Origin of the sequence: Pseudomonas sp. NBRC 100443, assembly GCF_030268185.1 — a bacterium.
Classification (GTDB): domain Bacteria; phylum Pseudomonadota; class Gammaproteobacteria; order Pseudomonadales; family Pseudomonadaceae; genus Pseudomonas; species Pseudomonas citronellolis.
Genome location: NZ_BSQE01000007.1, coordinates 1 through 20885, shown reverse-complemented (window position 1 = coordinate 20885; position 20885 = coordinate 1). Strand labels below are relative to the sequence as shown.

Here is a 20885-nt window from a genome sequence, read left to right as displayed (position 1 = left end):
GGCCGGCAGGATACCAGTCTCGATCCTGCTGGCTTCTTTTTCATCACTTGACCGCGTTCGCTGGTGGCGCGGAGCCGGGCCTACAGGCCTTTGACTACAGGTATAAACATGAGCGAAAGCTTCGCAGAACTCTTTGAAGAAAGTCTGAAATCCCTCGACATGCAGCCGGGTGCCATCATCACCGGCATCGTGGTCGACATCGACGGTGACTGGGTCACCGTGCATGCCGGCCTGAAGTCCGAGGGCGTCATCCCGGTCGAGCAGTTCTACAACGAACAGGGCGAGCTGACCATCAAGGTGGGTGACGAAGTCCACGTTGCGCTGGACGCGGTTGAAGATGGCTTCGGTGAAACCAAGCTGTCCCGCGAGAAAGCCAAGCGTGCCGAATCCTGGCTGGTTCTGGAAGCTGCCTTCAACGCTGATGAAGTGGTCAAGGGCGTAATCAACGGCAAGGTCAAGGGCGGCTTCACCGTCGACGTCAGCGGCATCCGCGCGTTCCTGCCGGGTTCCCTGGTCGATGTCCGTCCGGTGCGTGATACCACTCACCTGGAAGGCAAAGAGCTCGAGTTCAAGGTCATCAAGCTGGACCAGAAGCGCAACAACGTTGTCGTTTCCCGTCGTAGCGTCCTGGAAGCCGAGAACAGCGCCGAGCGCGAAGCCCTGCTGGAATCCCTGCAGGAAGGCCAGCAAGTCAAGGGTATCGTCAAGAACCTCACCGACTACGGCGCATTCGTGGACCTGGGCGGCGTAGACGGCCTGCTGCACATCACCGACATGGCTTGGAAGCGCATCAAGCACCCGTCGGAAATCGTCAACGTCGGCGACGAGATCGATGTCAAGGTTCTGAAGTTCGACCGCGAGCGCAACCGCGTATCCCTGGGCCTGAAGCAACTGGGCGAAGACCCGTGGGTTGCCATCAAGGCTCGTTACCCGGAAGGCACCCGCGTCATGGCCCGCGTCACCAACCTCACCGACTACGGCTGCTTCGCCGAGCTGGAAGAGGGCGTGGAAGGCCTGGTACACGTCTCCGAAATGGACTGGACCAACAAGAACATCCACCCGTCGAAAGTCGTTCAGGTTGGCGACGAAGTGGAAGTTCAGGTTCTGGACATCGACGAAGAGCGTCGTCGTATCTCCCTGGGCATCAAGCAGTGCAAATCCAACCCGTGGGAAGACTTCTCCGGCCGCTTCAACAAGGGCGACAAGATCTCCGGCACCATCAAGTCGATCACCGACTTCGGTATCTTCATCGGTCTGGAAGGCGGCATCGACGGCCTGGTTCACCTGTCCGATATCTCCTGGAACGAAGCCGGTGAAGAAGCCGTACGTCGCTTCAAGAAGGGCGACGAGCTGGAAACCGTCATCCTCTCCGTCGATCCGGAGCGCGAGCGCATCTCCCTGGGCATCAAGCAACTGGAAGACGATCCGTTCTCCAGCTACGCCGGCCAGCACGAGAAGGGCAGCATCGTTCGCGGCATCGTCAAGGAAGTTGACGCCAAAGGCGCCGTCATCAGCCTGGGCGACGAGATCGAAGGCGTTCTGAAGGCTTCCGAAATCAGCCGCGACCGCGTCGAAGACGCCCGCAACGTGCTGAAGGAAGGCGAAGAAGTCGAAGCCAAGATCATCAGTATCGACCGCAAGAGCCGCGTCATCAGCCTCTCCATCAAGTCCAAGGACGTCGATGACGAGAAGGATGCGATGAAAGAGCTGCGTAGCAAGCAAGAAGTAGAAAACACCGGTCCGACCACCATTGGTGATCTGATCCGTGCGCAAATGGAGAATCAGGGCTAAGTCCTGATTCCTCTAAGAAAAAGGGCGACCTCGGTCGCCCTTTTTCGTTTTCCAGGAAGCCCTTACCAAGGAAGCACGATCGTGTCTTGCAGGCCGCGCCGAGGTGCTCTTCGTAGGATGGGTTGAGCCTTGGCGAAACCCATGCGGTGGTGGTGATGGGTATCGCTTCGCTCAACGCCATCCTATGGGTCTTGTGTTTGCCGGGGGGCGTAGGAGCGGATCTTATCCGCGAATCGCGCCGGGATGCCCGGCTATCGCGGACAAGGTCCGCTACGGGGAAACGCGGCATACCCAAGGCTCTTTCGCGAAGATAAAAAAAGGCCGCTTTCCCCTGCCTGAGTTGAAGAAAGCGACCTGGAAGAACGGATGTTTCGATGGGGTATTACATGAAGATCCGCGCGGAACCTCTCAGCGCGCCGTGATCACCGACAGCTTGGTGATCCCGGCCTTCTCGATCGAGGCCATGGCCTTGGCCACCTGGCCGTAGTTCACGCCCTCGTCGGCCTGCAGCTGCACGCGCAGTTCAGGTTCCTTGGCCTTGGCGGCCTCCAGGCTGCCCTGCAGCAGCTCGGGCTGGATTTCGTCCTTGTTGATGAACCACTTGCCGGCGCCGTCGATGCTCACCACCAGCGGATCCTTCTGTTCCGGCGGGGCCACCGATTCGGTCTTGGGCAGGTTGATCGGGATGGCGTTGGTCAGCAGCGGCGCGGTGACGATGAACACCACCAGCAGCACCAGCATCACGTCCACCAGCGGGGTGACGTTGATCTCGGAAAGAACCTCGTCGCTGTCCTGGGTCGAGAAGGCCATGTCAGCTCGCCTCCTTCACGCTTTTGCCGCCGGCCACCGGCTTGCGGGCCGTGGCGGGGTGCACGATGACGCGGAAGGCGCTCTTCTGGGCGAGGCTGTAGAAGTCGTGGGCGAAGTCGTCGAGGTCGGCCGCGGTGAGCTTCAGGCGGCGCAGGAAGTAGTTGTAGACCAGCACCGCGGGCACGGCGACGGCGATGCCCACGCCGGTGGCGATCAGTGCCGAGCCGATCGGGCCGGCCACGGTTTCCAGGCTCGCCGAGCCCGCGGCGCTGATGCCCTTGAGCGCTTCCATGATGCCCCACACGGTGCCGAACAGGCCGATGAAGGGCGAGGTGGAGCCGATCGAGGCGAGCACCGCCAGGCCCGATTCCAGGGAGCGGCGCTCGCGCTGGATCTGCTGGCGCAGGGCGCGCTCCAGGCGGTCCTGGTGGTTGATCGACTGGGCCAGGTCATGCGGGTTGCCGTCCGGCACCTGGATGGCGGCGAAGCCGGCCTGGGCCACGCGGGCGCCGGCGCCGGGATGGCCGGCGGACTGCTCGCCGGCCGATTCGAGGCTGGTGGCGCCCCAGAACTGCTTCTGGAAGCGGCGGTCCTGGGATTTCTGCCGGCCGAACTGGATGCCCTTGACCAGGGCCAGGCTCCAGGTGAGGACGGAGAAGCCGGCCAGCAGCCAGATCACCGCGCCTTCGACGGATTCCACGGGGTTGAGGGGCAGACTCATGGGGTTCTCTCCTGTGCGAACGGGTCGCAGATCAATTCAGTTTGAAGTCGATGGGCACGCTGACCCAGCCGTCCTGGGCCACGTCGCCGCGTTTGGCGGGTACGAACTTCCAGCGCTGCACGGCCTTGATCGCCGCCTGGTCGAGGGCCTCGCGGCCGCTGGAGGTCTGCACCTGGATTTCGCTCGGGCCGCCGCTGGCCAGCACGTGGACGCGCAGCAGCACCGTGCCTTCCCAGCCGCGGCGCTGCGCCAGGGCCGGGTATTCCGGCGCCGGGTTGTGCAGGTAGCCGGCGTGGGCCGAGGGCGGCGTGACCGGGGCCGGCGCCGGTGGAGCCGGGGGCGCGGGCGGTGCCGGCGGGGTTTCCGCCTTGGGCGGCGCGGGCGGCTGTTCCACCGGCTTGGGTTTGGGCTTGGCCACCGGTTTCGGCTTGGGCTTGGGGATCGGCTTGGGCGGCGGCGGTTTCACCGCGTTCTCGTCCACCACGGGCGGCGGCGGTTCCTCCACCACCGGCGGCGTCGGCTCGGGTGGCGGCGGTTCCACCACCGGCGGGGTGGGGGCGCTGAATTCGATGGTCATGGGCGGTACCTGCGGCGGCACCTCGGGCAGCCTGGGCGTGGGCTGCTGGCTCAGCCAGTAGGCCACGGAGCCATGCAGGGTCAGGACCAGCAGGCCGAGCAGCAGCGCTTCGCGGCGGCCCAGCACACTGTGTTTCGCCGGCACGTGGCGCACCAGCTGCAGGGGCGGGCGCAGCGGCCGGCCCAGCTCGACCATATCGCCACCGGGCGCGTGGCGCAGGAGCGGGTCCTGCGCGACGGCGGGCTGGGGGTTGGCCATGGACGATCTCCTCGGGTTTCTAGCGAAAGCGCGGCACCGTGGAGGCGCCGGGTACGGGCTGGATGATTGAGGGAGCGCCTTAGCTATTAAAGTAATTGTTTGCCTTATTTAAATTTCCTTAAGGAATAAGTGATTCGCGCGGATCGCTGCAGGCGGCGTGGCACTAGGGCTTGGCCGATCCGCTGGAAGCCTTCATGCCTTTGCGGCATGAAAAATATGCCCGCAGGGCTGGGCGCCGGAGCCCGTTCCAGAGCCTTCGCGACAGGGCGTCGCCAGGTGCCCCGAAACCATCGCCGTTGCCGAGTCCCACACCCAGGCCCGCGCCAGCCCGCGGCCGCCTGGCGCTTGCCTCCCGGCGGCTTTCCCCGCAAGATCGCGCGCTCGCTTTCGCGGCGATGTAAAATCGCCCCCACAGCTGGTCGTACCCCCGCAGGTGCAGTGAAGACATGACGCAGATATCCGAACGCCTCCTGGTCCAGGCCCACCTCGCCGCCAAGCAGCCCCGTGTGCTGAGCGCGCAGGAAGAGGCCGAGTACCGCGCGGCCATCGCCGCCGAGCTGAAGGCGCAGAACGCCGTGCTGGTGGCGCACTACTATTGCGACCCGGTGATCCAGGCCCTGGCCGAGGAGACCGGCGGTTGCGTCTCCGACTCCCTGGAGATGGCCCGCTTCGGCAACCAGCACCCGGCGCAGACCGTGGTGGTGGCCGGGGTGCGCTTCATGGGCGAGACGGCGAAGATCCTCAACCCCGAGAAGCGCGTGCTGATGCCGACCCTCGAGGCCACCTGCTCGCTGGACCTGGGCTGCCCGGTGGAGGAGTTCTCGGCCTTCTGCGACCAGCACCCGGAACGTACCGTGGTGGTCTACGCGAACACCTCGGCGGCAGTGAAGGCGCGCGCCGACTGGGTGGTGACCTCCAGCTGCGCGGTGGAGATCGTCGAGCACCTGATGGACAACGGCGAGCCGATCCTCTGGGCTCCGGACCAGCACCTGGGCCGCTACATCCAGCGCGAGACCGGCGCCGACATGCTGCTCTGGGACGGCGCCTGCATCGTCCACGAGGAGTTCAAGGCCAAGCAGCTGGAAGACCTCAAGGCGCTGTACCCGGACGCGGCCATCCTGGTCCACCCGGAATCGCCCGAGGCGGTGGTCGAGCTGGCCGACGCGGTGGGCTCCACCAGTCAGTTGATCAAGGCCGCGCAGACCCTGCCGAACAAGCGCTTCATCGTCGCCACCGACCGCGGCATCTTCTACAAGATGCAGCAGCTGTGCCCGGACAAGGAATTCATCGAGGCCCCCACCGCCGGCAACGGCGCAGCCTGCCGCAGCTGCGCGCACTGCCCGTGGATGGCCATGAACACCCTGGAGCGCACCCTGGCCTGCCTGAAGGAAGGCAGCGGCGAGATCTTCGTCGACCCGGCGCTGATCCCGCGGGCCATCCGCCCGCTCAAGCGCATGCTGGAGTTCACCCAGGCGGCGAGGCTGAAGGTGGCGGGCAACGCCTGAGCCTTCCAGCGGAGATGAAAAAAGCCCGGCGATGCCGGGCTTTTCTTTTACTGTAGAGCGGGCCCTGCCCGCGATTCGCGGGCAGGGCGCGCTCCTACAGGGGAATGGCGCGGGTGGGGCGGCGTAAGCGGATCTCATCCGCGAATCGCGCCGGAACGTCCGGTTATCGCGGACAAGGTCCGCTCCTACGGGGGACGCCATGCCTCATGGTGAGTTGTAGGGCCCTGCCCGCGATTCGCGCGCAGGGCGCGCTCTTACAGGGGAATGGCGCGGGTGGGGCGGCGTAGGAGCGGATCTCATCCGCGAATCGCGCCGGGACGTCCGGTTATCGCGGACAAGGTCCGCTCCTACGGGGGACGCCATGCCTCATGGTGAGTTGTAGGAGCGGGCCCTGCCCGCGATTTCGCGCGCAGGGCGCGCTTACGGCATGGGTGGGGCAGCGTAAGCGGATCTCATCCGCGAATCGCGCCGGAACGTCCGGCTATCGCGGACAAGGTCCTCCTACGAAGAGCCCGCAATCGCTTCTACGACCGCGATCCGGCCGCCAGGCCGGTTAACCGCGCATCATCTCCTTGAGGATCTTCTCCTGCTCGCGGAACGCCTGCTGGCGCGCGTCCAGCTTGGCGGCCAGGGTGAAGTTGCCGCCGGCGCGGCGCTTGGCGAAGTCCAACTGCTCGATGGCCGAGGGGTAGTCGCCGGTCAGCGCCAGGTACTCGGCGCGGGCCTGGTGCACGCCGATGGCGTTGCCGTCGATGGTGCGGGCGTCGGCCAGGCGGCTCCAGACGTCCGGGTCCAGCGGGCGGTCCTGGGTCAGCTTGATCAGGATCTTCTCGGCGTCGGCGGCCTTGTTCTGCTTGAGCAGGATGTCGGCCTGGGCCTGGACCAGCGGGTAGTTGCCGGGGTACTGGCCGAGCAGGCGCTGGACCCGGGCGAGAGCGTCGCCGAGCTTGTTCGAGGTGATGTCCAGGTCGACCTGGGCCAGGTTGTAGGCCACGTCGTTGGGTGCCTTGGCCAGCAGCGGCTGGAGGGTGGCGCGGGCGTCGTTGAGCTGGCCGACGCGGATCTGCGACAGCGCCAGGCCGTAGCGCGCGGCGTCGAGCTTGGGGTTGTCGTCGAGCATGGCGCGGAAGCGCTTGCCGGCGATGCCCGGGGTTTCCTCGAAGAGCAGCTGTACGCGGGCGCGCATCTGCTGGTAGCGCAGCGAGTCTTCCTTGCCGCCCTGCGGGTACTGCTCGGCGCGGTTGCGGGTGTCGGCGATACGCGAGTCGGTCACCGGGTGGGTGAGCAGGAATTCCGGCGGCCTGGCGTCGTAGCGGTACTGCCGCGCCAGGCGCTCGAACATGGTCGGCATGGAGCGCGGGTCGTAGCCGGCGCGGACCATGTTGGTCACCCCGACGCGGTCGGCTTCCTGTTCGTTCTGCCGGGAGAAGCGCAGCTGGTTCTGGATCGCCGCCGCCTGGGTCGAGGCGATGGCGGCGATGCCGGCATCCCCGGCGCCCGCCGCCGCGGCCACGATGCCGGCGAGCATCGCCGCCATCACCGGCAGCTGCATCTGCTTCTGCGCTTCCAGGCCGCGGGCGAAGTGGCGCTGGATCAGGTGGCCGAGTTCGTGGGCCAGCACCGCGGCGTACTCGCCTTCGGTCTGGGCGTAGAGGAACAGGCCGCCGTTGACGCCGATGACGCCGCCGGGGGCGGCGAAGGCGTTGATCTGCGGGTCCTTGATCAGGATGAAGGCCAGGCGGTGGTCCTGCAGGTCGCTGGTTTCCGCCAGGCGGTAGACGCTGCTTTCGACGAAGTCCTTGAGCTGGGTGTCGTTGATCGAGTCGACCTGGTTGCGCAGCATGCTCAGCCAGGCGCGGCCGAGCTGGAACTCCTGTTCCGGCGAGACGATGGACGAGCTGGCGTCGCCCAGGGCGGGCAGGTCGTCGGCCAGGGTGGGCATGGCCAACAGGCAGGCAAGCGACAGCAGGGCGGGGCGCAGTACTTTCATGTACAGGGAGCTCGTTCCGGGAAAGGCTCTACTTTAGCCGCAGGTCGTCGCCCATGCCTAGGTCGGGGCGGCGCCCGGCGGCCGTCTGTGCGAAGGCCGTCCAACCCTTGTAGGCCGCGCGCCTGAAGGATCGCTTAAGGCTGCGTGCGCGCCGGCCCCTGGCGGCTTTTCCAACGGATTCGGTATTCTTGGGCGCCCATCTCGGAGTGCGTCGCCATGCCACCTGTCTCGTCCGCCGAAATTCCTTGTGACGCGGAACTGGACGCCAGCGGTCTCAATTGTCCCTTGCCCCTGCTCAAGGCCAAGCTGGAGCTCAACCGCCTGGCCAGTGGCCAGGTGCTCAAGGTGACGGCCACCGATGCCGGTTCGCAGCGCGATTTCCGCGCCTTCGCCCAGCTGGCCGGGCACCAGTTGCTGCATGAAGAGGTCGAAGACGGCCTGTACCGCTACTGGTTGCGCAAGAAGTAACCCGCCCCCGGACGCCCGGGACGGCGTCCTCATCGATCGCAGGAACCCCGATGCTCAAAGTTCTGCAAGGCTGGATGCAGCGCTACTTTTCCGACGAGGAAGCAGTGGTGCTGGCGGTCATCCTGGCCCTTGGCTTCACCGTCATCCTGGCCTTCGGCAGCATGCTCGCGCCGGTGCTCGCGGCCATGGTCATCGCCTTCCTGATCAAGGGCCTGCAGGGCCACCTGGAGCGCCTGCGGGTGCCGCGCCTGTTCGCCCTGTGGCTGGTCTACGCGCTGTTCCTGGGCATGCTTGCGCTGTTCCTGCTGGTGCTGGTGCCGCTGATCTGGAAGCAACTGTTCACCCTGCTCAACGAGCTGCCGCGGATGTTCGGCGAATGGCAGTCGGTGCTGCTGATGCTGCCCGAGCGCTACCCGGCGATGGTCACCGAAGAGCAGGTGCTGCGCCTGATCGAGACCGCGCGCAACGAACTCGGCCAGCTCGGCCAGTGGGCGCTGACCTTCTCCCTGTCGGGCCTGCCGGTGCTGGTCAACGTGATGATCTACCTGGTGCTGGTGCCGATCCTGGTGTTCTTCTTCCTCAAGGACCGCCGGCGCTTCTACAACTGGTTCCGCAGCTACCTGCCGCGCGAGCGCGGGCTGATGAAGCAGGTGTGGGCGGAGATGGACAAGCAGATCGCCAACTACATCCGCGGCAAGGTGATCGAGATCATCATCACCGGCGGCGTCACCTACGTGGCCTTCGTCGCCCTGGGGCTGAACTACGCGGCGCTGCTGGCCCTGCTGGTCGGCCTGTCGGTGGTGGTGCCCTACATAGGCGCGGTGGTGGTGACCGTGCCGGTAGCGCTGATTGCGCTGTTCCAGTGGGGCTGGAGCGACCAGTTCATCTACCTGATGGCCGCCCACGCGGTCATCCAGGCGCTGGATGGCAACGTGCTGGTGCCGCTGCTGTTCTCCGAGGCGGTGAACCTGCACCCGGTGGCGATCATTTGCGCGGTGCTGCTGTTCGGCGGGCTGTGGGGGTTCTGGGGGGTGTTCTTCGCCATTCCCCTGGCCACCCTGGTCAAGGCGGTGCTCGATGCCTGGCCGCGGCAGCCGGAGGCGCAGCCTCAGGTTAGTCCGATGATGTGAGCGTTTGGCTGAGCGGGGGAGCCCAGGCCGCTCCCTCCCACATCGCGGACGGAGTCCGCTCCTACGGTTACAGGGAAGCGCGGGCGTAGGAGCGGACTTTGTCCGCGATTGGATTCTCCGGCCGTGCTGGCCGCCCCGGTGGCACGAACAGCTTGTGAGAGGGATTTCCTGGCAGCGGGCTCAGGCCTTGGCCAGCTCCTGGGCAGCGGCAAGCACCTCGTCGACATGGCCAGGCACCTTGACCCCGCGCCACTCGCGGCGCAGCACGCCCTTGGCGTCGATCAGGAAGGTGCTGCGGTCCACGCCCATGTATTCCTTGCCGTAGAGCTTCTTCAGCTTGATCACGTCGAACAGCTGGCACAGCGCCTCGTCCTTGTCGCTGATCAGCTCGAAGGGGAAGCACTGCTTGGCCTTGAAGTTCTCATGGGACTTCAGGCCATCGCGGGAGACGCCGAAGATCACGGTGTTGGCCTTGGCGAAGGCCTCGATCTTGTCGCGGAAGCCCTGGCCTTCGGTGGTGCAGCCCGGGGTGCTGTCCTTGGGGTAGAAGTACAGCACCACCTGCTGGCCCTTCAGGGCCGAGAGTTGCACCTGCTGGCCACTGGTGGCCGGGGCCTGGAAATCGGCGACGGGTTTGTCGAGTTCGACGGCCATGGAGCTCTCCTTGGAAATATCGGCCTTGGAAATACTGGCGACTTACGGGTGCTGCGGGCGCCAGGGTTCGATCAGCGCGTCCAGGTTCAGGGCGTCGGCGAAATCGAGGAACTGGTCGCGCAGCCAGCTGATCTGGGTGCCGGCCGGCAGCGTCACGGTGATGGTGGCGTTGAGCATGCTGGTGTTGGTGTGCGGCGCCTGGTAGGTGTCGCAGGTCAGGTTCTCCAGCTCGATGTTGTGGTCGATGAAGAACTGGCACAGCTCGTTGAGGATGTCCGGACGGTACACCGCGCTGACGTACGCCACGTAGGGCAGGGCCTGGGCGCGGGTGACGTGGGCGTTGCTGCGGGTCAGGCTGAGGGTGAAGGCATGGCGCTTGGCCAGCGCCGGCAGGCCGCCCTCGAGGCGGGCCAGGGCGTCCCAGCTGCCGGACACCTGGAGCACCAGCGCGCTGAACTCGCCGTGGCGGGTCAGGCGGCTGCTGACGACCGAGCAGCGGTTGTCCACGCAGGTGCGGCAGAGCACGCTGGTCAGCTCCATGGGGTTGGGCCCCAGGGCACTGATCAGCAGGAATTGTTCACGGGGGTGTGAGGCGGACATGCAGCTTTCCTGGGATGGGCGGCCAAGAGGGCCGCGTCGACAAAGGGGAAAGGGTAGCGAAAAGCGGCCGCCAGGGGAATGTCCGGCGTGCGTCGGGCGCCGCGCTCAGCTTGTGCAAGGCAGGTGGCACCAGTACCATTACGGCTTTCTTTTTCCGGCAGGAGCGGTTGCATGATTGCGGGCAGTATGGTGGCGCTGGTCACCCCCTTCGATGCTCAGGGTCGACTGGACTGGGACAGCCTCGCCAAGCTGGTGGACTTCCACCTGCAGGAAGGCACCAACGCCATAGTCGCCGTCGGCACCACCGGTGAATCGGCGACCCTCGACGTCGCCGAGCACCTGGAAGTCATCCGCCGCGTGGTCGACCAGGTCAAGGGCCGCATCCCGGTGATCGCCGGTACCGGCGCCAACTCCACCCGCGAGGCGGTCGAGCTGACCGAGGCGGCCAAGAGCGGCGGCGCCGACGCCTGTCTGCTGGTCACCCCGTACTACAACAAGCCGACCCAGGAAGGCCTGTACCAGCACTTCCGCCACATCGCCGAAGCCGTGGCCATCCCGCAGATCCTCTACAACGTTCCCGGCCGCACCGCCTGCGACATGCTGCCGGAGACCATCGAGCGCCTGTCCAAGGTGCCGAACATCATCGGCATCAAGGAAGCCACCGGCGACCTGCAGCGCGGCAAGGAAGTGCTCGAGCGCGTCGGCAAGGACTTCCTGGTCTACTCCGGTGACGACGCCACCGCCGTCGAGCTGATGCTGATGGGCGGCAAGGGCAACATCTCGGTGACCGCCAACGTCGCCCCGCGCGCCATGAGCGAGCTGTGCGCCGCCGCCATGCGCGGTGACGCCGCCGCCGCGCGCGCCATCAATGACCGCCTGATGCCGCTGCACAAGGCGCTGTTCATCGAATCCAACCCCATTCCGGTGAAATGGGCCCTGCACGAGATGGGCCTGATCCCCGAGGGCATCCGCCTGCCCCTGACCTGGCTCAGCCCGCGTTGCCACGAGCCGCTGCGTCAGGCCATGCGCCAGACCGGCGTGCTGGCCTGAGGAGCATCGCGCATGAAGCGACTGGCAGGACTGACCGCGCTCGCCCTGGTCATCGGCAACACCTCCGGCTGCGGCTGGCTGTGGGGCAAGGACGGCTACTTCCGTGACCGCGGCACCGACTATCTGGATTCCCGGCAGACCGGGCCGATGAAGGTGCCCGAAGGGCTGCAGAGCAAGCAGCTCGACCCGCTGCTGCCGATTCCCATGAACATCGCCGACAGCCACGAGAAGGCCGGCGAGTTCGAAGTGCCGCGCCCGCTGCCCCTGGCCAACGCCGGCAGCTCCAGCGACTACAGCCTGCAGAAGAGCGGCGACTCGCGCTGGCTGATCGCCCAGCGCCCGCCGGCGGAAGTCTGGCCGGTGGCCCACCAGTTCTTCCAGGACAACGGCTTCTCCTTCGCCGACGAGCGCCCGCAAACCGGCGAGTTCTCCACCAACTGGCAGCCGCTGACGCAGCTCTCCGCGCCCCTGGCCCGCCGCCTGGGCAGCCGCGTCGCCGGCGTCGACCCCAGCAGCGAGGCGCGCGTGCGCGTGCGCATCGAGCCGGGCGTGCAGACCAACACCAGCGAAGTCTACGTCCTCAGTGAAACCCGCCCGGCCGGCAGCAGCGCCAGCGCCGACTGGCCGGGCAAGCCGGTGGTCCCGGCGCTGGACGCCGCGCTGCTCGACGAAATGCTCGCCAACATGTCCTCCAGCGCCGAGAAGGGCGGTTCGGTGTCGCTGCTGGCCGCGCACTCCACCTACGACACCCCCGGCAGCGTGACCCTGGAGAAGGACGGCAACGGCAACCCGATGCTGACCCTCGACTCCGACTTCGACCGCGCCTGGGTCAGCGTCGGCCGCGCCCTGGAGCGCGCCGACATCCGTGTCGACGACCTCAACCGCAGCCTGGGCGTTTACTACGTGAACGTCGCCGAGGGCGCGAAGAAGCTCGAGGAAGCGAAGAAGCCCGGCTTCTTCAGCCGCCTGTTCGGCGCCAGCGAAGAGAAGGCCAAGGCCGAGGAAGACGCCAAGGCGCAGCGCTACCAGGTGCGCCTGACCACCGTGAGCAACACGGTGCAGGTCACCCTCGACAAGGACATCAACACCTCCGCGCCGACCGACGTCGCGCAGAGCGTCCTGGAAAAACTTCAAGAGAGCATGCGCAATGCGTTTCGCGGTACTGGGGAGCGGAAGCCGGGGCAATTCGGCCTTGGTGAGCAGTTCTGACACCCGGGTACTGATCGATTGCGGCTTTGCGCTGCGTGAAACCATCAAGCGTCTGGCTCGCCTGGGTATGCACCCCGGCGAGCTGGACGCCGTCCTGGTGACCCACGAGCATGCCGATCATGTCCATGGCGTCGAGCTGCTGGCCCGGCACTACGGCATTCCCGTGTACCTCAGCGACGGCACCCTGCGCGGGCTGCGCAAGCCGCTGCAGCCGGCGGGCCTGCTCAAGGCCGGCCAGCGCCTGGAGCTGAAGGGCCTGGAAGTGACCGCGGTGGGCGTGGCCCACGATGCCCGCGAGCCCTTGCAATACGTGATTTCCGATGGCCGGCGGCGTTTCGGCCAGCTCACCGACCTGGGCAGCGTCACCGCCGAGGTGCTGGAATGCTATCGTGGCCTGGATGCCCTGGTAGTGGAGGCCAACCACGACAGCGAGATGCTGGCGCGCGGCCCCTATCCCTACCCGCTGAAGGTCCGCGTGGGCGGCCAGTGGGGACACCTGAACAACCGCCAGTCCGCGCAATTCGTCGCGGAACTGGGCTGGGAAGGGCTGCAGCACCTGGTGCTGGCCCACCTCAGCGAAAAGAACAACACGCCGCAACTGGCCCGGCAATGTTTCGTCGACACCCTCGGGTGCGACCCGGACTGGCTGCAGGTAGCCGATCAGCATTCGGGGCTGGACTGGCGCGAAATCGCCTGACCCCCTACCAACCTAGCAAGCGGAGCCCATCATGGAAAAACGCGAAGAACTCTATCGCGGCAAGGCCAAATCGGTTTACACCACCGACGACCCCGACCGCCTCGTCCTGCTGTTCCGCAACGACACCTCGGCGTTCGACGGCAAGCGCATCGAACAGCTGGACCGCAAGGGCATGGTGAACAACAAGTTCAACGCCTTCATCATGCAGAAGCTGGAAGCGGCGGGCATTCCCACTCAGTTCGACAAGCTGCTGGCCGACAACGAAGTGCTGGTGAAGAAGCTGGCGATGATCCCGGTCGAGTGCGTGGTGCGCAACTACGCCGCCGGCAGCCTGGTGCGCCGCCTGGGCGTGGAAGAGGGCCTGCAGCTCAACCCGCCGACCTTCGAGCTGTTCCTGAAGAACGACGCCCTGGGCGACCCCTTCATCAACGAATCCCACGTCCAGGCCTTCGGCTGGGCGACCCTGGAACAGCTGGCGCAGATGAAGGCCTACTCCTTCAAGGTCAACGAAGTGCTGAGCAAGCTGTTCGACGACGCCGGCCTGCTGCTGGTGGACTTCAAGCTGGAGTTCGGCGTGTTCCACGGCCAGATCGTCCTCGGCGACGAATTCAGCCCGGACGGCTGCCGCCTGTGGGACAAGGAAACCCGCAAGAAGATGGACAAGGACCGCTTCCGCCAGGGCCTGGGCGGCGTGATCGAGGCCTACGAGGAAGTGGCGCAGCGCCTGGGCGTACCGCTCTGACCTGTTCCAGGCGCGCAAGCATCTGATAGCACGCGAAAATTTCTCAAAAGAAGGCTTCGCGTTCGCCAATCAAGCTGATATGATGCGCGCCGCACGGAGAGATGCCGGAGTGGTCGAACGGGACGGATTCGAAATCCGTTGAGTCAGCAATGGCTCCTAGGGTTCAAATCCCTATCTCTCCGCCACATTAAACAAACAAGCCCCTGATTCTAGGGGCTTTTTTGTGGGTGCTCTATTTTGTACCCATGTTTCTACCCATGTCTTGTTGACGCTATCCTGTGCCATGCGAAATCTGCTCAGGAACGACTCCCGCTCTGAAGCAGAAGCCTCTCCTACGTTGTTCTGGCGTTTGATTTGAGTGGCTAGCTGTAGAAGGCATGGAGGGGGCTTCAACTGCTCGATGGGTCCATGTGGCGTAAGCGAGTAGCGATCACACCTTGCTGACGGGGACCTGACTGTTCGGTAGCGGCTCAGCCAGGGGCTGCTTTCTGTGTCGGCAGGCGAGTGGGCACGTCCTTCAAGTAGGCATGCGGATCATGCCCGTTCAGGCGGGCTGACTAGATCAGCGTCATCAGCGCCGCGACCTGCGGGCCACTGTGCAGCGAGCCGGTAAACAGCCGGCTGGAGCGTCCCAAGATCCAGGAGCTGCTTTGGCAAGAGTTTCGTGAGCAAGGGCCAAGTGGCGTGTCGTACGCCCAATTCACTCGCCACTACCGCACCTGGTTGAAGAAGCAGAAGCTCAGCATGCGCTAAGTGCATTTGCCGGGAGACAAGCTGTTCGTCGACTTCTGCGGGCGCACCATGCCTATCGTCGACCAGACGACGGGGCAGATCAGCCAGGCGCAGGTGTTCGTCGCCACGCTGGGCTCCTCCGGGTACTTGTACGCTATCGCGGTAACAAGCCAAACCACGCGTGACTGGCTGCACTGCCATGTGCAGGTCCTCGAACATCTCAACGGGGTGCCGCGCTTTGTCGTACCGGACAACCTCAAGGCCGCTGTCATCACGTCGCAGCGCGAACAACTGCAACTGAACCGGGCATACGCTGAGCTGGCTGACCACTATGGTTTCACTGTCCTGCCGGCACGGCCACGCAAGCCCCAAGACAAGTCGCTAGCCGAAGTGAGGGGCAGATTGTGCAGCGCTGGGTGCTGGCCCGCCTGAGCTACCACACCTTCGCCGGGTTAATCTGAATCAAGATTCTATCTATTTGAAATTAATAGAAAATATTCGGTTAAATTTTTGTGGAATACCAATTTGAATACCGAGTGGCTGGATTTGAATCCAGGGTTTCAGGCTGTTGGCCTGGCTTCATCTTAAGCCTCTCGGTTGGTACTGGTCCTTAGATCAGCCTCGGGCTCATCATCTCATACTTCGCTACGGCGGCCCCGATTGCTTCTCTGATCTCGCGCATCCGCTTTTCACTGAGTTTGATAGCTTCGTCCTGCTGCTCCAGGGATAGCTCAGGTGCCTGCTCATTGAGATACACCTGCCAGCTTGAGAGCTGTTTTAGGCAGGCGTCTAGGTGTCTCGTGGTCGCTTCGAGTCTGATTTTATTGAGTTCTTGCGCAAGCTTGTTTGAGTTGCGGGTGATCATTTTTTCCAGAGCTTCGCGCCGCTTCTCCTCTTTCTGAACGTCCTTCGCCTGCTGAGCTCCTTCTATCAGGCTTTCTAAGATTTCTGTTTCGGTGGTTCCTGCGCTTTTAGCCATTCTTTTTAGTTTGGCTTTAGTACTGCACGGCAGGGTGAAGGAGCACGAAACGCGCCCTTTCCCTAATGCCCGCCTCCGCTTTTGCCGGAGGCTGGCTCTCATTTGGATGATGAGCTTCACCCCCTCAGCCGTCGCATCAAGCTTGAGGACGCTTTGCGTCAAGAAGTCTGGATTTTTACGTGCCTCAAAGCGAAGCCCCCTCATGGTGTCGTAAGGCAAGCGTTTAGCTAGGTAGTCCGTTGCCCATACCCGCTCCTCATCGTTCAGCTCGCTGATCCAACTGGGCACTCCGGTTTTACTCACTCTTGTTCTTCCTCTCCAAGTAAGCCCTTCCTGCAGGGAGGGGGCTGCTGCCGTATGGATAGCCGCTCCTGTTGCGGCCTGTCAAATCTTTGTCCGGATAACGACATGAAGCGATTCATGTGATTTTCAATATTCGTGACGTGAATGATCAATGATGTATTTCATGATAAATTAATTGATGTGTTACTAGTCATGTGACATGAAGTTCTAGATTTGCGTTTATAGTCTATAAAATGTCATTTTAATTATGGCCCAGATTTGGAGGATGTCAGGTTGAAATTGATTTTATTGGAAGATTTAAAGGTAGGAGCTGATGCACGGTTTCTACTTCAGTCTATGGTCTTTCGGGCGTCAGAATTCTTGGCAGGCTCTCTCAGGATAAACACGCTCGCTAAGAAGCTTTGTTTGACAGAGCGATTGGTTAGAAACGGGATGCAGGAACTTGTTGAGGCAGACCTGTTCGTCAGCAGGAAAGGGGCGGGGAAGGTAGGGCACCCTGTGCAGGAATATGAGGCGTCGCAATTGCTGCGTGATCGAATTGCTCAGATTGGCGAGAGCGAATCGGTCCATCGAGATCTTATTGTGCGGCTGTTCAGCGAGCCTGAGATCTACGCCCTCGGGCCGTTCCCTGCAGATAAGGGAGACGCCGACAAGGGGGGGGAGAGGCCAGCTCGAAAACTAACGCGCAAGGACGGTCGTCCAGCAGCTCCTGGAGCTAAGGGGCGTTTGGCAGCGTCAACTCGCGTGTTACTTACGGCTCTTCTGAGCGTTGCTGACCACTGTGGCGTTGTGACGGGAGTTGGCGAAGCGAGATTGCGGGAGATGACAGGCTTGAATGCTCTCTCGCTTAAGCATCAGGTGAAACGCCTAATCAGCCTTGGGTTTATACGGTCCCTGGCGTCAGGGGTATCGAGCGGCATTTTTTTCAAGGCGAAGGTTCCGACGATTTACTACTTGAACCTCGATCATCCGCAGCTCTGCCCTACGCGAGGAGAGCGTGGGCTCGTCGTGTATGTAACCCACGGCGCTGCGTTCGACAGGCTTGCAACGGGTGTACCCTCGACACAAGCTTTGATGGCATTAGGGCCAGCTGCTCTGAATATGATGTATCACAAGCTTTCAGGTCATACATCTCGACTACTGTCAGCCATTTGGGCTGAGCCGGATGAAGCTCATAGTGAGCTCAAGGCTGCGATAGCGGCTGAAATTGCTGACGAGTTGGAGAAGCTCTGGATCGATGCTCCGAAAGATGAGGGGTTCTACTGGGCTGAGACACACGAAAACTTCCACTCTGCAGTATGTGAGTGGGCAGGGATGCTCCATCAGAGGCTACGTCGATGGAAGGTTTGGCAGAGCTATAAGCCGCAGCAGATAAGGCTTATCCCAGCTCCGCATAGGCGTGATGGCCTCAGCATCACCTCTTTAGTTGTCTATCCAGCTCCGCGGAGCCGCGTAACCTGCCTCGTTGTTTGGGATACGTTCCAGGGGAGTGTCGATCGCTACGGGAGTGAGGCTGATCTTGATTTAGCCGTGCGCTGCGAAGCCGGGCTATTAACCGAGACCTAGCGCTGCCAGGGGCGCTGGGTGTTTTTTAACTGCCTCCGCAAATCCTCTGAGCTAACAGAGGAGCCGCTCATGAGGATCATCCGCCTGAAAGAAGTTATCGATTCGACCGGCCTGGCACGGTCGACCATCTACAAGTACATTGGGGAGGGTACCTTCCCGAAGCCCGTCTCTCTGGGGGACCGCTGTGTCGGCTGGGTCGACAGCGAAGTGCATGACTGGATCTTGGCTAGGATTGAGGAGCGCGATTCGGTTAATGAGCCTCCCGTCCGATTTGGCCGCTTGGGTGTAGCCGGCTAATCATTAAGCATCGGCGCCATGACCGGCTGCGGCTGGTCATGGCGTTTATGCCGAATGGGCGGCAGTGCGCCTTAACCCTCCTGGTGGACCGTCAATGCTGCTCCTCATTGCCGGGACCATCGGGAGGGTAAGCAGTTTGATTGCTGGCTGTACCAAGATGGATGATCGATGGTTTATTTCCGGAGTAGATGCGGAGAAGAGTTTCCCGGTGTTCCCGGTGAAAAATACCCTTCGCTCACGGCGTAGCCGAGAGCTTCCTGTAGGGGCTCTGGACGGCATCGAGGGGGGGCAAGCACCTGTTGGACTGGTGCTATCTCTCAGATAACTCCCAGTGCCCGGCTCTGTGATTTCTCCCGACTACGCTTGACATTCTTCGTCTGGATGCTCGATGGCGCTTGGTGTTTTGCAAATAGGGGCGTGGGGTTTATTGATATAGCTATAGCTACTAAATAGCTACTAACCATCTCTATCAATCTATCCAATCCATCCACCTCTCTCCACTCATAGCTAACTACCACAGGAACCTAGCTACCCACCTCTCCAGTTTAAAAATACCCACTCCGTACTTGGTATGCCTTAAACCAACCAGGTACACACCATGACCAATCAAACAGCGAAACACCTCTCCCAATCCGACATCGCTATACAGATCGAGCGACTCGTGAAGGCAGTGATCCGTAACGACGGTCCTGCATTCAGGATCAGCTACGACGCACAGGGGGATGAAGTCATCAAGAGGACCAGGCTCTCTCGGTACTTCGATCATGTCCGGCAGATGTATCACCTGGTACATGACGAGACATATGCCCTGAGTGAACACCTGATCGCGTTCAAGGAGGCGTGCTACGACATCGGCATCGAGTTCGGGATGTTCGGGATGACGTGCATGGACGAGAGCGAGGGAGGGCTCCTGTCAGAGGCCCAGACCTACAACTGGCTCGTGGAGAGGATCCGGGAGCACGTGCAGACCAAGTGGTTCAAGCGTGGGAAGCATGACCGTGTATGCCGGGAGAAACGCAATCGGCAAGCAGTCACCGAGTACGTAGAGCGGGTGATGGCTAGCCGTTCACGTACTGTGGTGGTGAGGGTGAATCTGTACTACCGAGAGGCAGCACGTAGTCGCCTGAAGGTAGAGGACGTCTTCGAGGACCTGGACAGGCTGATCCGGGCTCGGGAATACGATCCGGTCTTCCAGCACGAGACGGGCTACATCTGTGCAGTGGAGCAAGGGGAGGACATGGGCTACCACATCCATGCAGCCTTCTTCTTCGATGGCCGGAAGGTGCTCATGGACATCGTCAAGGCTAAAGCGATTGGCAAACTGTGGGAGAGGATCACGGATGGCTGGGGGTACTTCCACAGTTGCAACCATGACAAGGCACGGTACAAGGCGCGGTGTGGGGTAGGGATGTTCAAGCATCGCGACGATACGGGGAGGCAGAACGTCGTCGACGCCTGCCACTACCTGATCGAAGATGGTCAATCGATGCGGGTGAAGCCTGTGGGAGTCAGGTGTCTTCGCTTGGGGCGCCTGACCAGCTTGTCGGAACGTGCTGACCATGCTCTGACTCCATCTCGTTGGGCCCGTTAACGGTAGTGATGGATTGCGACCCAGAGCAGTCTCAATCCAGCGTTGATGGTCTTGACTGGTTGCCTGCGGTTCCGATGGCAACGTAGGCTGACCTTGTTTCCGATGCGCGGGAACAAGGCATCCATTCCATAGCCGAACCTTCTGAAGCAGCTTTCCATGACATCGATGCGACGTCCGCCTCCGCTTCAACTTCTTCCGGCATTTGAAGCCTCGGCCAGACTTCTGAGTTTCAGCAAGGCCGCCCAGGAACTGCACCTGACGACTTCGGCGATCAGCCAGCAGATCAAACAGCTGGAAAATCAGCTGGGGCTGCCACTGTTCCGGCGCTTGACTCGGCGCCTGGAACTCACGGACGCGGGCCACCAGTTTGCCCGGGTGGCCTCGCAGACGCTGGCGATATATCGACAGGGACACGCCGAATTCGCCCATCGTTTCGACAGGCCGACGCTGCGGTTGAGCATGACGCCCCTCATTGCACATGAGTTCCTGCTTCCCCACGTCGAGGTTTTCCAGGCCCGCCATCCGGGAGTGAGTCTTTCGCTCGAAGCCAGCATGGAGTTGGTCGATTTCGAAAAGGAGCCGGTCGATGCTGCCATCCGCGTCGGCCACGGCCAATGGCCCGGACTGGAATCCTGGCTGCTGTGCGGATGCGAGGCAGTGCTGCTCGCGGTCCCCTCTCTGCTGGCGCGGCATCCGGTGAACCGGCTGGAAGACCTGGAGGACCACACGTTGATCCGCCGCAGGCATGAGCAGTTCGGCTGGGAGTCTCTGGCGAGTCTCGCCAAGGTTCCCACCGTCCCGAGCAAAGGGGACCTGCTGGTGGATTCCGACCTGGCTGCCCTGCATGCGGCGGAACGGGGTCTGGGGATCGCGCTGGGCTTCCTGCCGGCGGGGACACCGTTTTCGAAACACTGGCCGGACACCCGCCTGGTGGCAGTGTTGCCACCGCTGACGACGCCACTCAGCGCTTACTTCGTATTCCGTCCTGACAACGGAAAGGCTGAACTGCTCAGGGAGGCCTTCGACTGGATTCGTTCCCAGGTGACACCGGTGTCCAGTCATGATGGTTAAGCAGGGCTTAATCGTGCGACAGAAATCATCGTTCGTCATGCGCAGGGCCAGTCCTTAGAGTCGTCTGCACACGCAGGTTGCTGCAGCGAGGGCTCCCATGAACGCATTCCAGTCAGAAAAGCCATCGGTCGAATATCCCGAATC

20 protein-coding genes, 1 tRNA gene and 1 pseudogene are annotated in these 20885 nt (G+C 62.8%); 14 read left to right on the top strand and 8 right to left on the bottom strand.

The genetic code is table 11. The annotated features are described in order from the left end of the window. The first annotated feature begins 108 nt into the window (after positions 1–108). Entirely contained in the window at positions 109–1791 is a 1683-nt protein-coding gene (gene rpsA, locus QSJ95_RS10915; RefSeq protein ID WP_043267558.1) for a 30S ribosomal protein S1, read from the top strand. A gap of 408 nt (positions 1792–2199) precedes the next feature. Here rpsA and QSJ95_RS10910 read toward each other — a convergent pair whose 3' ends face one another. From QSJ95_RS10910 to QSJ95_RS10900, 3 genes are read right to left on the bottom strand one after another with little or no spacing between them, the layout of a single operon-like run. Continuing rightward, positions 2200–2601 (bottom strand): ExbD/TolR family protein, encoded by a 402-nt coding sequence (locus QSJ95_RS10910; protein ID WP_009616955.1) that lies wholly within the window; start codon positions 2599–2601, stop codon positions 2200–2202. Position 2602: 1 nt separating this feature from the next. After that, positions 2603–3322 (bottom strand): MotA/TolQ/ExbB proton channel family protein, encoded by a 720-nt coding sequence (locus tag QSJ95_RS10905; protein ID WP_285642329.1) that lies wholly within the window; start codon positions 3320–3322, stop codon positions 2603–2605. Positions 3323–3353: 31 nt separating this feature from the next. Beyond that, complete coding sequence (locus tag QSJ95_RS10900; RefSeq protein ID WP_009616957.1) at positions 3354–4157, bottom strand: energy transducer TonB; 804 nt, start codon at positions 4155–4157, stop codon at positions 3354–3356. A 446-nt stretch (positions 4158–4603) separates the two neighbouring features. On the opposite strand from QSJ95_RS10900, the gene nadA reads away from it, so the two are divergent. After that, complete coding sequence (gene nadA / locus QSJ95_RS10895) at positions 4604–5662, top strand: quinolinate synthase NadA (RefSeq protein WP_009616958.1); 1059 nt, start codon at positions 4604–4606, stop codon at positions 5660–5662. 553 nt (positions 5663–6215) lie between these two features. Here nadA and QSJ95_RS10890 read toward each other — a convergent pair. Continuing rightward, positions 6216–7652, bottom strand: coding sequence for a M48 family metalloprotease (locus QSJ95_RS10890; RefSeq protein ID WP_009620617.1), 1437 nt, complete (start codon positions 7650–7652; stop codon positions 6216–6218). A gap of 216 nt (positions 7653–7868) precedes the next feature. On the opposite strand from QSJ95_RS10890, the gene QSJ95_RS10885 reads away from it, so the two are divergent. Both QSJ95_RS10885 and QSJ95_RS10880 read left to right on the top strand, forming a co-directional pair. Continuing rightward, a complete protein-coding gene (locus QSJ95_RS10885) occupies positions 7869–8120 on the top strand; it encodes a sulfurtransferase TusA family protein (protein ID WP_009620615.1) in 252 nt (83 codons plus the stop codon). Between the two features lie 50 nt (positions 8121–8170). Next, on the top strand, positions 8171–9250 hold the full coding sequence (locus tag QSJ95_RS10880) for an AI-2E family transporter (RefSeq protein WP_285642323.1): 1080 nt from the start codon (positions 8171–8173) through the stop codon (positions 9248–9250). A gap of 180 nt (positions 9251–9430) precedes the next feature. On the opposite strand, the gene QSJ95_RS10875 is transcribed toward QSJ95_RS10880, so the two are convergent. Together QSJ95_RS10875 and QSJ95_RS10870 are read right to left on the bottom strand one after the other, a co-directional pair. Then, positions 9431–9904, bottom strand: a complete 474-nt coding sequence (locus tag QSJ95_RS10875) for a peroxiredoxin (protein WP_009620610.1) — start codon at positions 9902–9904, stop codon at positions 9431–9433. A 42-nt stretch (positions 9905–9946) separates the two neighbouring features. Beyond that, positions 9947–10504 carry a glycine cleavage system transcriptional repressor gene (locus tag QSJ95_RS10870; protein WP_043271112.1) on the bottom strand — a complete coding sequence of 186 codons (558 nt, stop codon included), beginning with the start codon at positions 10502–10504 and terminating at the stop codon, positions 9947–9949. 171 nt (positions 10505–10675) lie between these two features. Here QSJ95_RS10870 and dapA point away from each other — a divergent pair, with 171 nt between their 5' ends. From dapA to QSJ95_RS10845, 5 genes are all read left to right on the top strand, one after another. Continuing rightward, positions 10676–11554 (top strand): 4-hydroxy-tetrahydrodipicolinate synthase, encoded by an 879-nt coding sequence (gene dapA, locus QSJ95_RS10865; protein ID WP_043271110.1) that lies wholly within the window; start codon positions 10676–10678, stop codon positions 11552–11554. Between the two features lie 12 nt (positions 11555–11566). Continuing rightward, positions 11567–12763, top strand: coding sequence for an NlpB/DapX family lipoprotein (gene bamC / locus QSJ95_RS10860; RefSeq protein ID WP_285642319.1), 1197 nt, complete (start codon positions 11567–11569; stop codon positions 12761–12763). Then, entirely contained in the window at positions 12702–13460 is a 759-nt protein-coding gene (locus QSJ95_RS10855; protein ID WP_285642318.1) for an MBL fold metallo-hydrolase, read from the top strand. The genes bamC and QSJ95_RS10855 overlap by 62 nt, the downstream gene beginning before the upstream one ends. A 31-nt stretch (positions 13461–13491) precedes the next feature. Next, on the top strand, positions 13492–14202 hold the full coding sequence (gene purC / locus QSJ95_RS10850) for a phosphoribosylaminoimidazolesuccinocarboxamide synthase (RefSeq protein WP_009620599.1): 711 nt from the start codon (positions 13492–13494) through the stop codon (positions 14200–14202). Positions 14203–14297: 95 nt separating this feature from the next. Continuing rightward, a tRNA-Ser gene (locus QSJ95_RS10845) sits at positions 14298–14387 on the top strand. A 245-nt stretch (positions 14388–14632) separates the two neighbouring features. Here the strand turns inward: QSJ95_RS10845 and QSJ95_RS10840 are convergent. Continuing rightward, a pseudogene (locus QSJ95_RS10840) lies at positions 14633–14855 on the bottom strand (transposase domain-containing protein); the annotation flags it as partial. Between the two features lie 148 nt (positions 14856–15003). Between QSJ95_RS10840 and QSJ95_RS10835 the strand changes: the two are divergent. Further along, entirely contained in the window at positions 15004–15366 is a 363-nt protein-coding gene (locus QSJ95_RS10835; protein WP_285642315.1) for a DDE-type integrase/transposase/recombinase, read from the top strand. A gap of 178 nt (positions 15367–15544) precedes the next feature. On the opposite strand, the gene QSJ95_RS10830 is transcribed toward QSJ95_RS10835, so the two are convergent. After that, entirely contained in the window at positions 15545–16216 is a 672-nt protein-coding gene (locus tag QSJ95_RS10830) for a hypothetical protein (protein ID WP_285642313.1), read from the bottom strand. Between the two features lie 273 nt (positions 16217–16489). On the opposite strand from QSJ95_RS10830, the gene QSJ95_RS10825 reads away from it, so the two are divergent. From QSJ95_RS10825 to QSJ95_RS10810, 4 genes are all read left to right on the top strand, one after another. Next, positions 16490–17782 (top strand): hypothetical protein, encoded by a 1293-nt coding sequence (locus tag QSJ95_RS10825; protein ID WP_285642312.1) that lies wholly within the window; start codon positions 16490–16492, stop codon positions 17780–17782. Positions 17783–17851: 69 nt separating this feature from the next. After that, positions 17852–18079 (top strand): helix-turn-helix transcriptional regulator, encoded by a 228-nt coding sequence (locus QSJ95_RS10820; RefSeq protein ID WP_263115631.1) that lies wholly within the window; start codon positions 17852–17854, stop codon positions 18077–18079. 598 nt (positions 18080–18677) lie between these two features. Then, the gene (locus QSJ95_RS10815) at positions 18678–19670 is read left to right on the top strand and encodes a YagK/YfjJ domain-containing protein (RefSeq protein ID WP_285642309.1); all 993 of its coding nucleotides are present in this window, start codon (positions 18678–18680) and stop codon (positions 19668–19670) included. A 156-nt stretch (positions 19671–19826) separates the two neighbouring features. Next, a complete protein-coding gene (locus QSJ95_RS10810; RefSeq protein ID WP_128709974.1) occupies positions 19827–20741 on the top strand; it encodes a LysR substrate-binding domain-containing protein in 915 nt (304 codons plus the stop codon). The last annotated feature ends 144 nt before the right edge of the window (positions 20742–20885 follow it).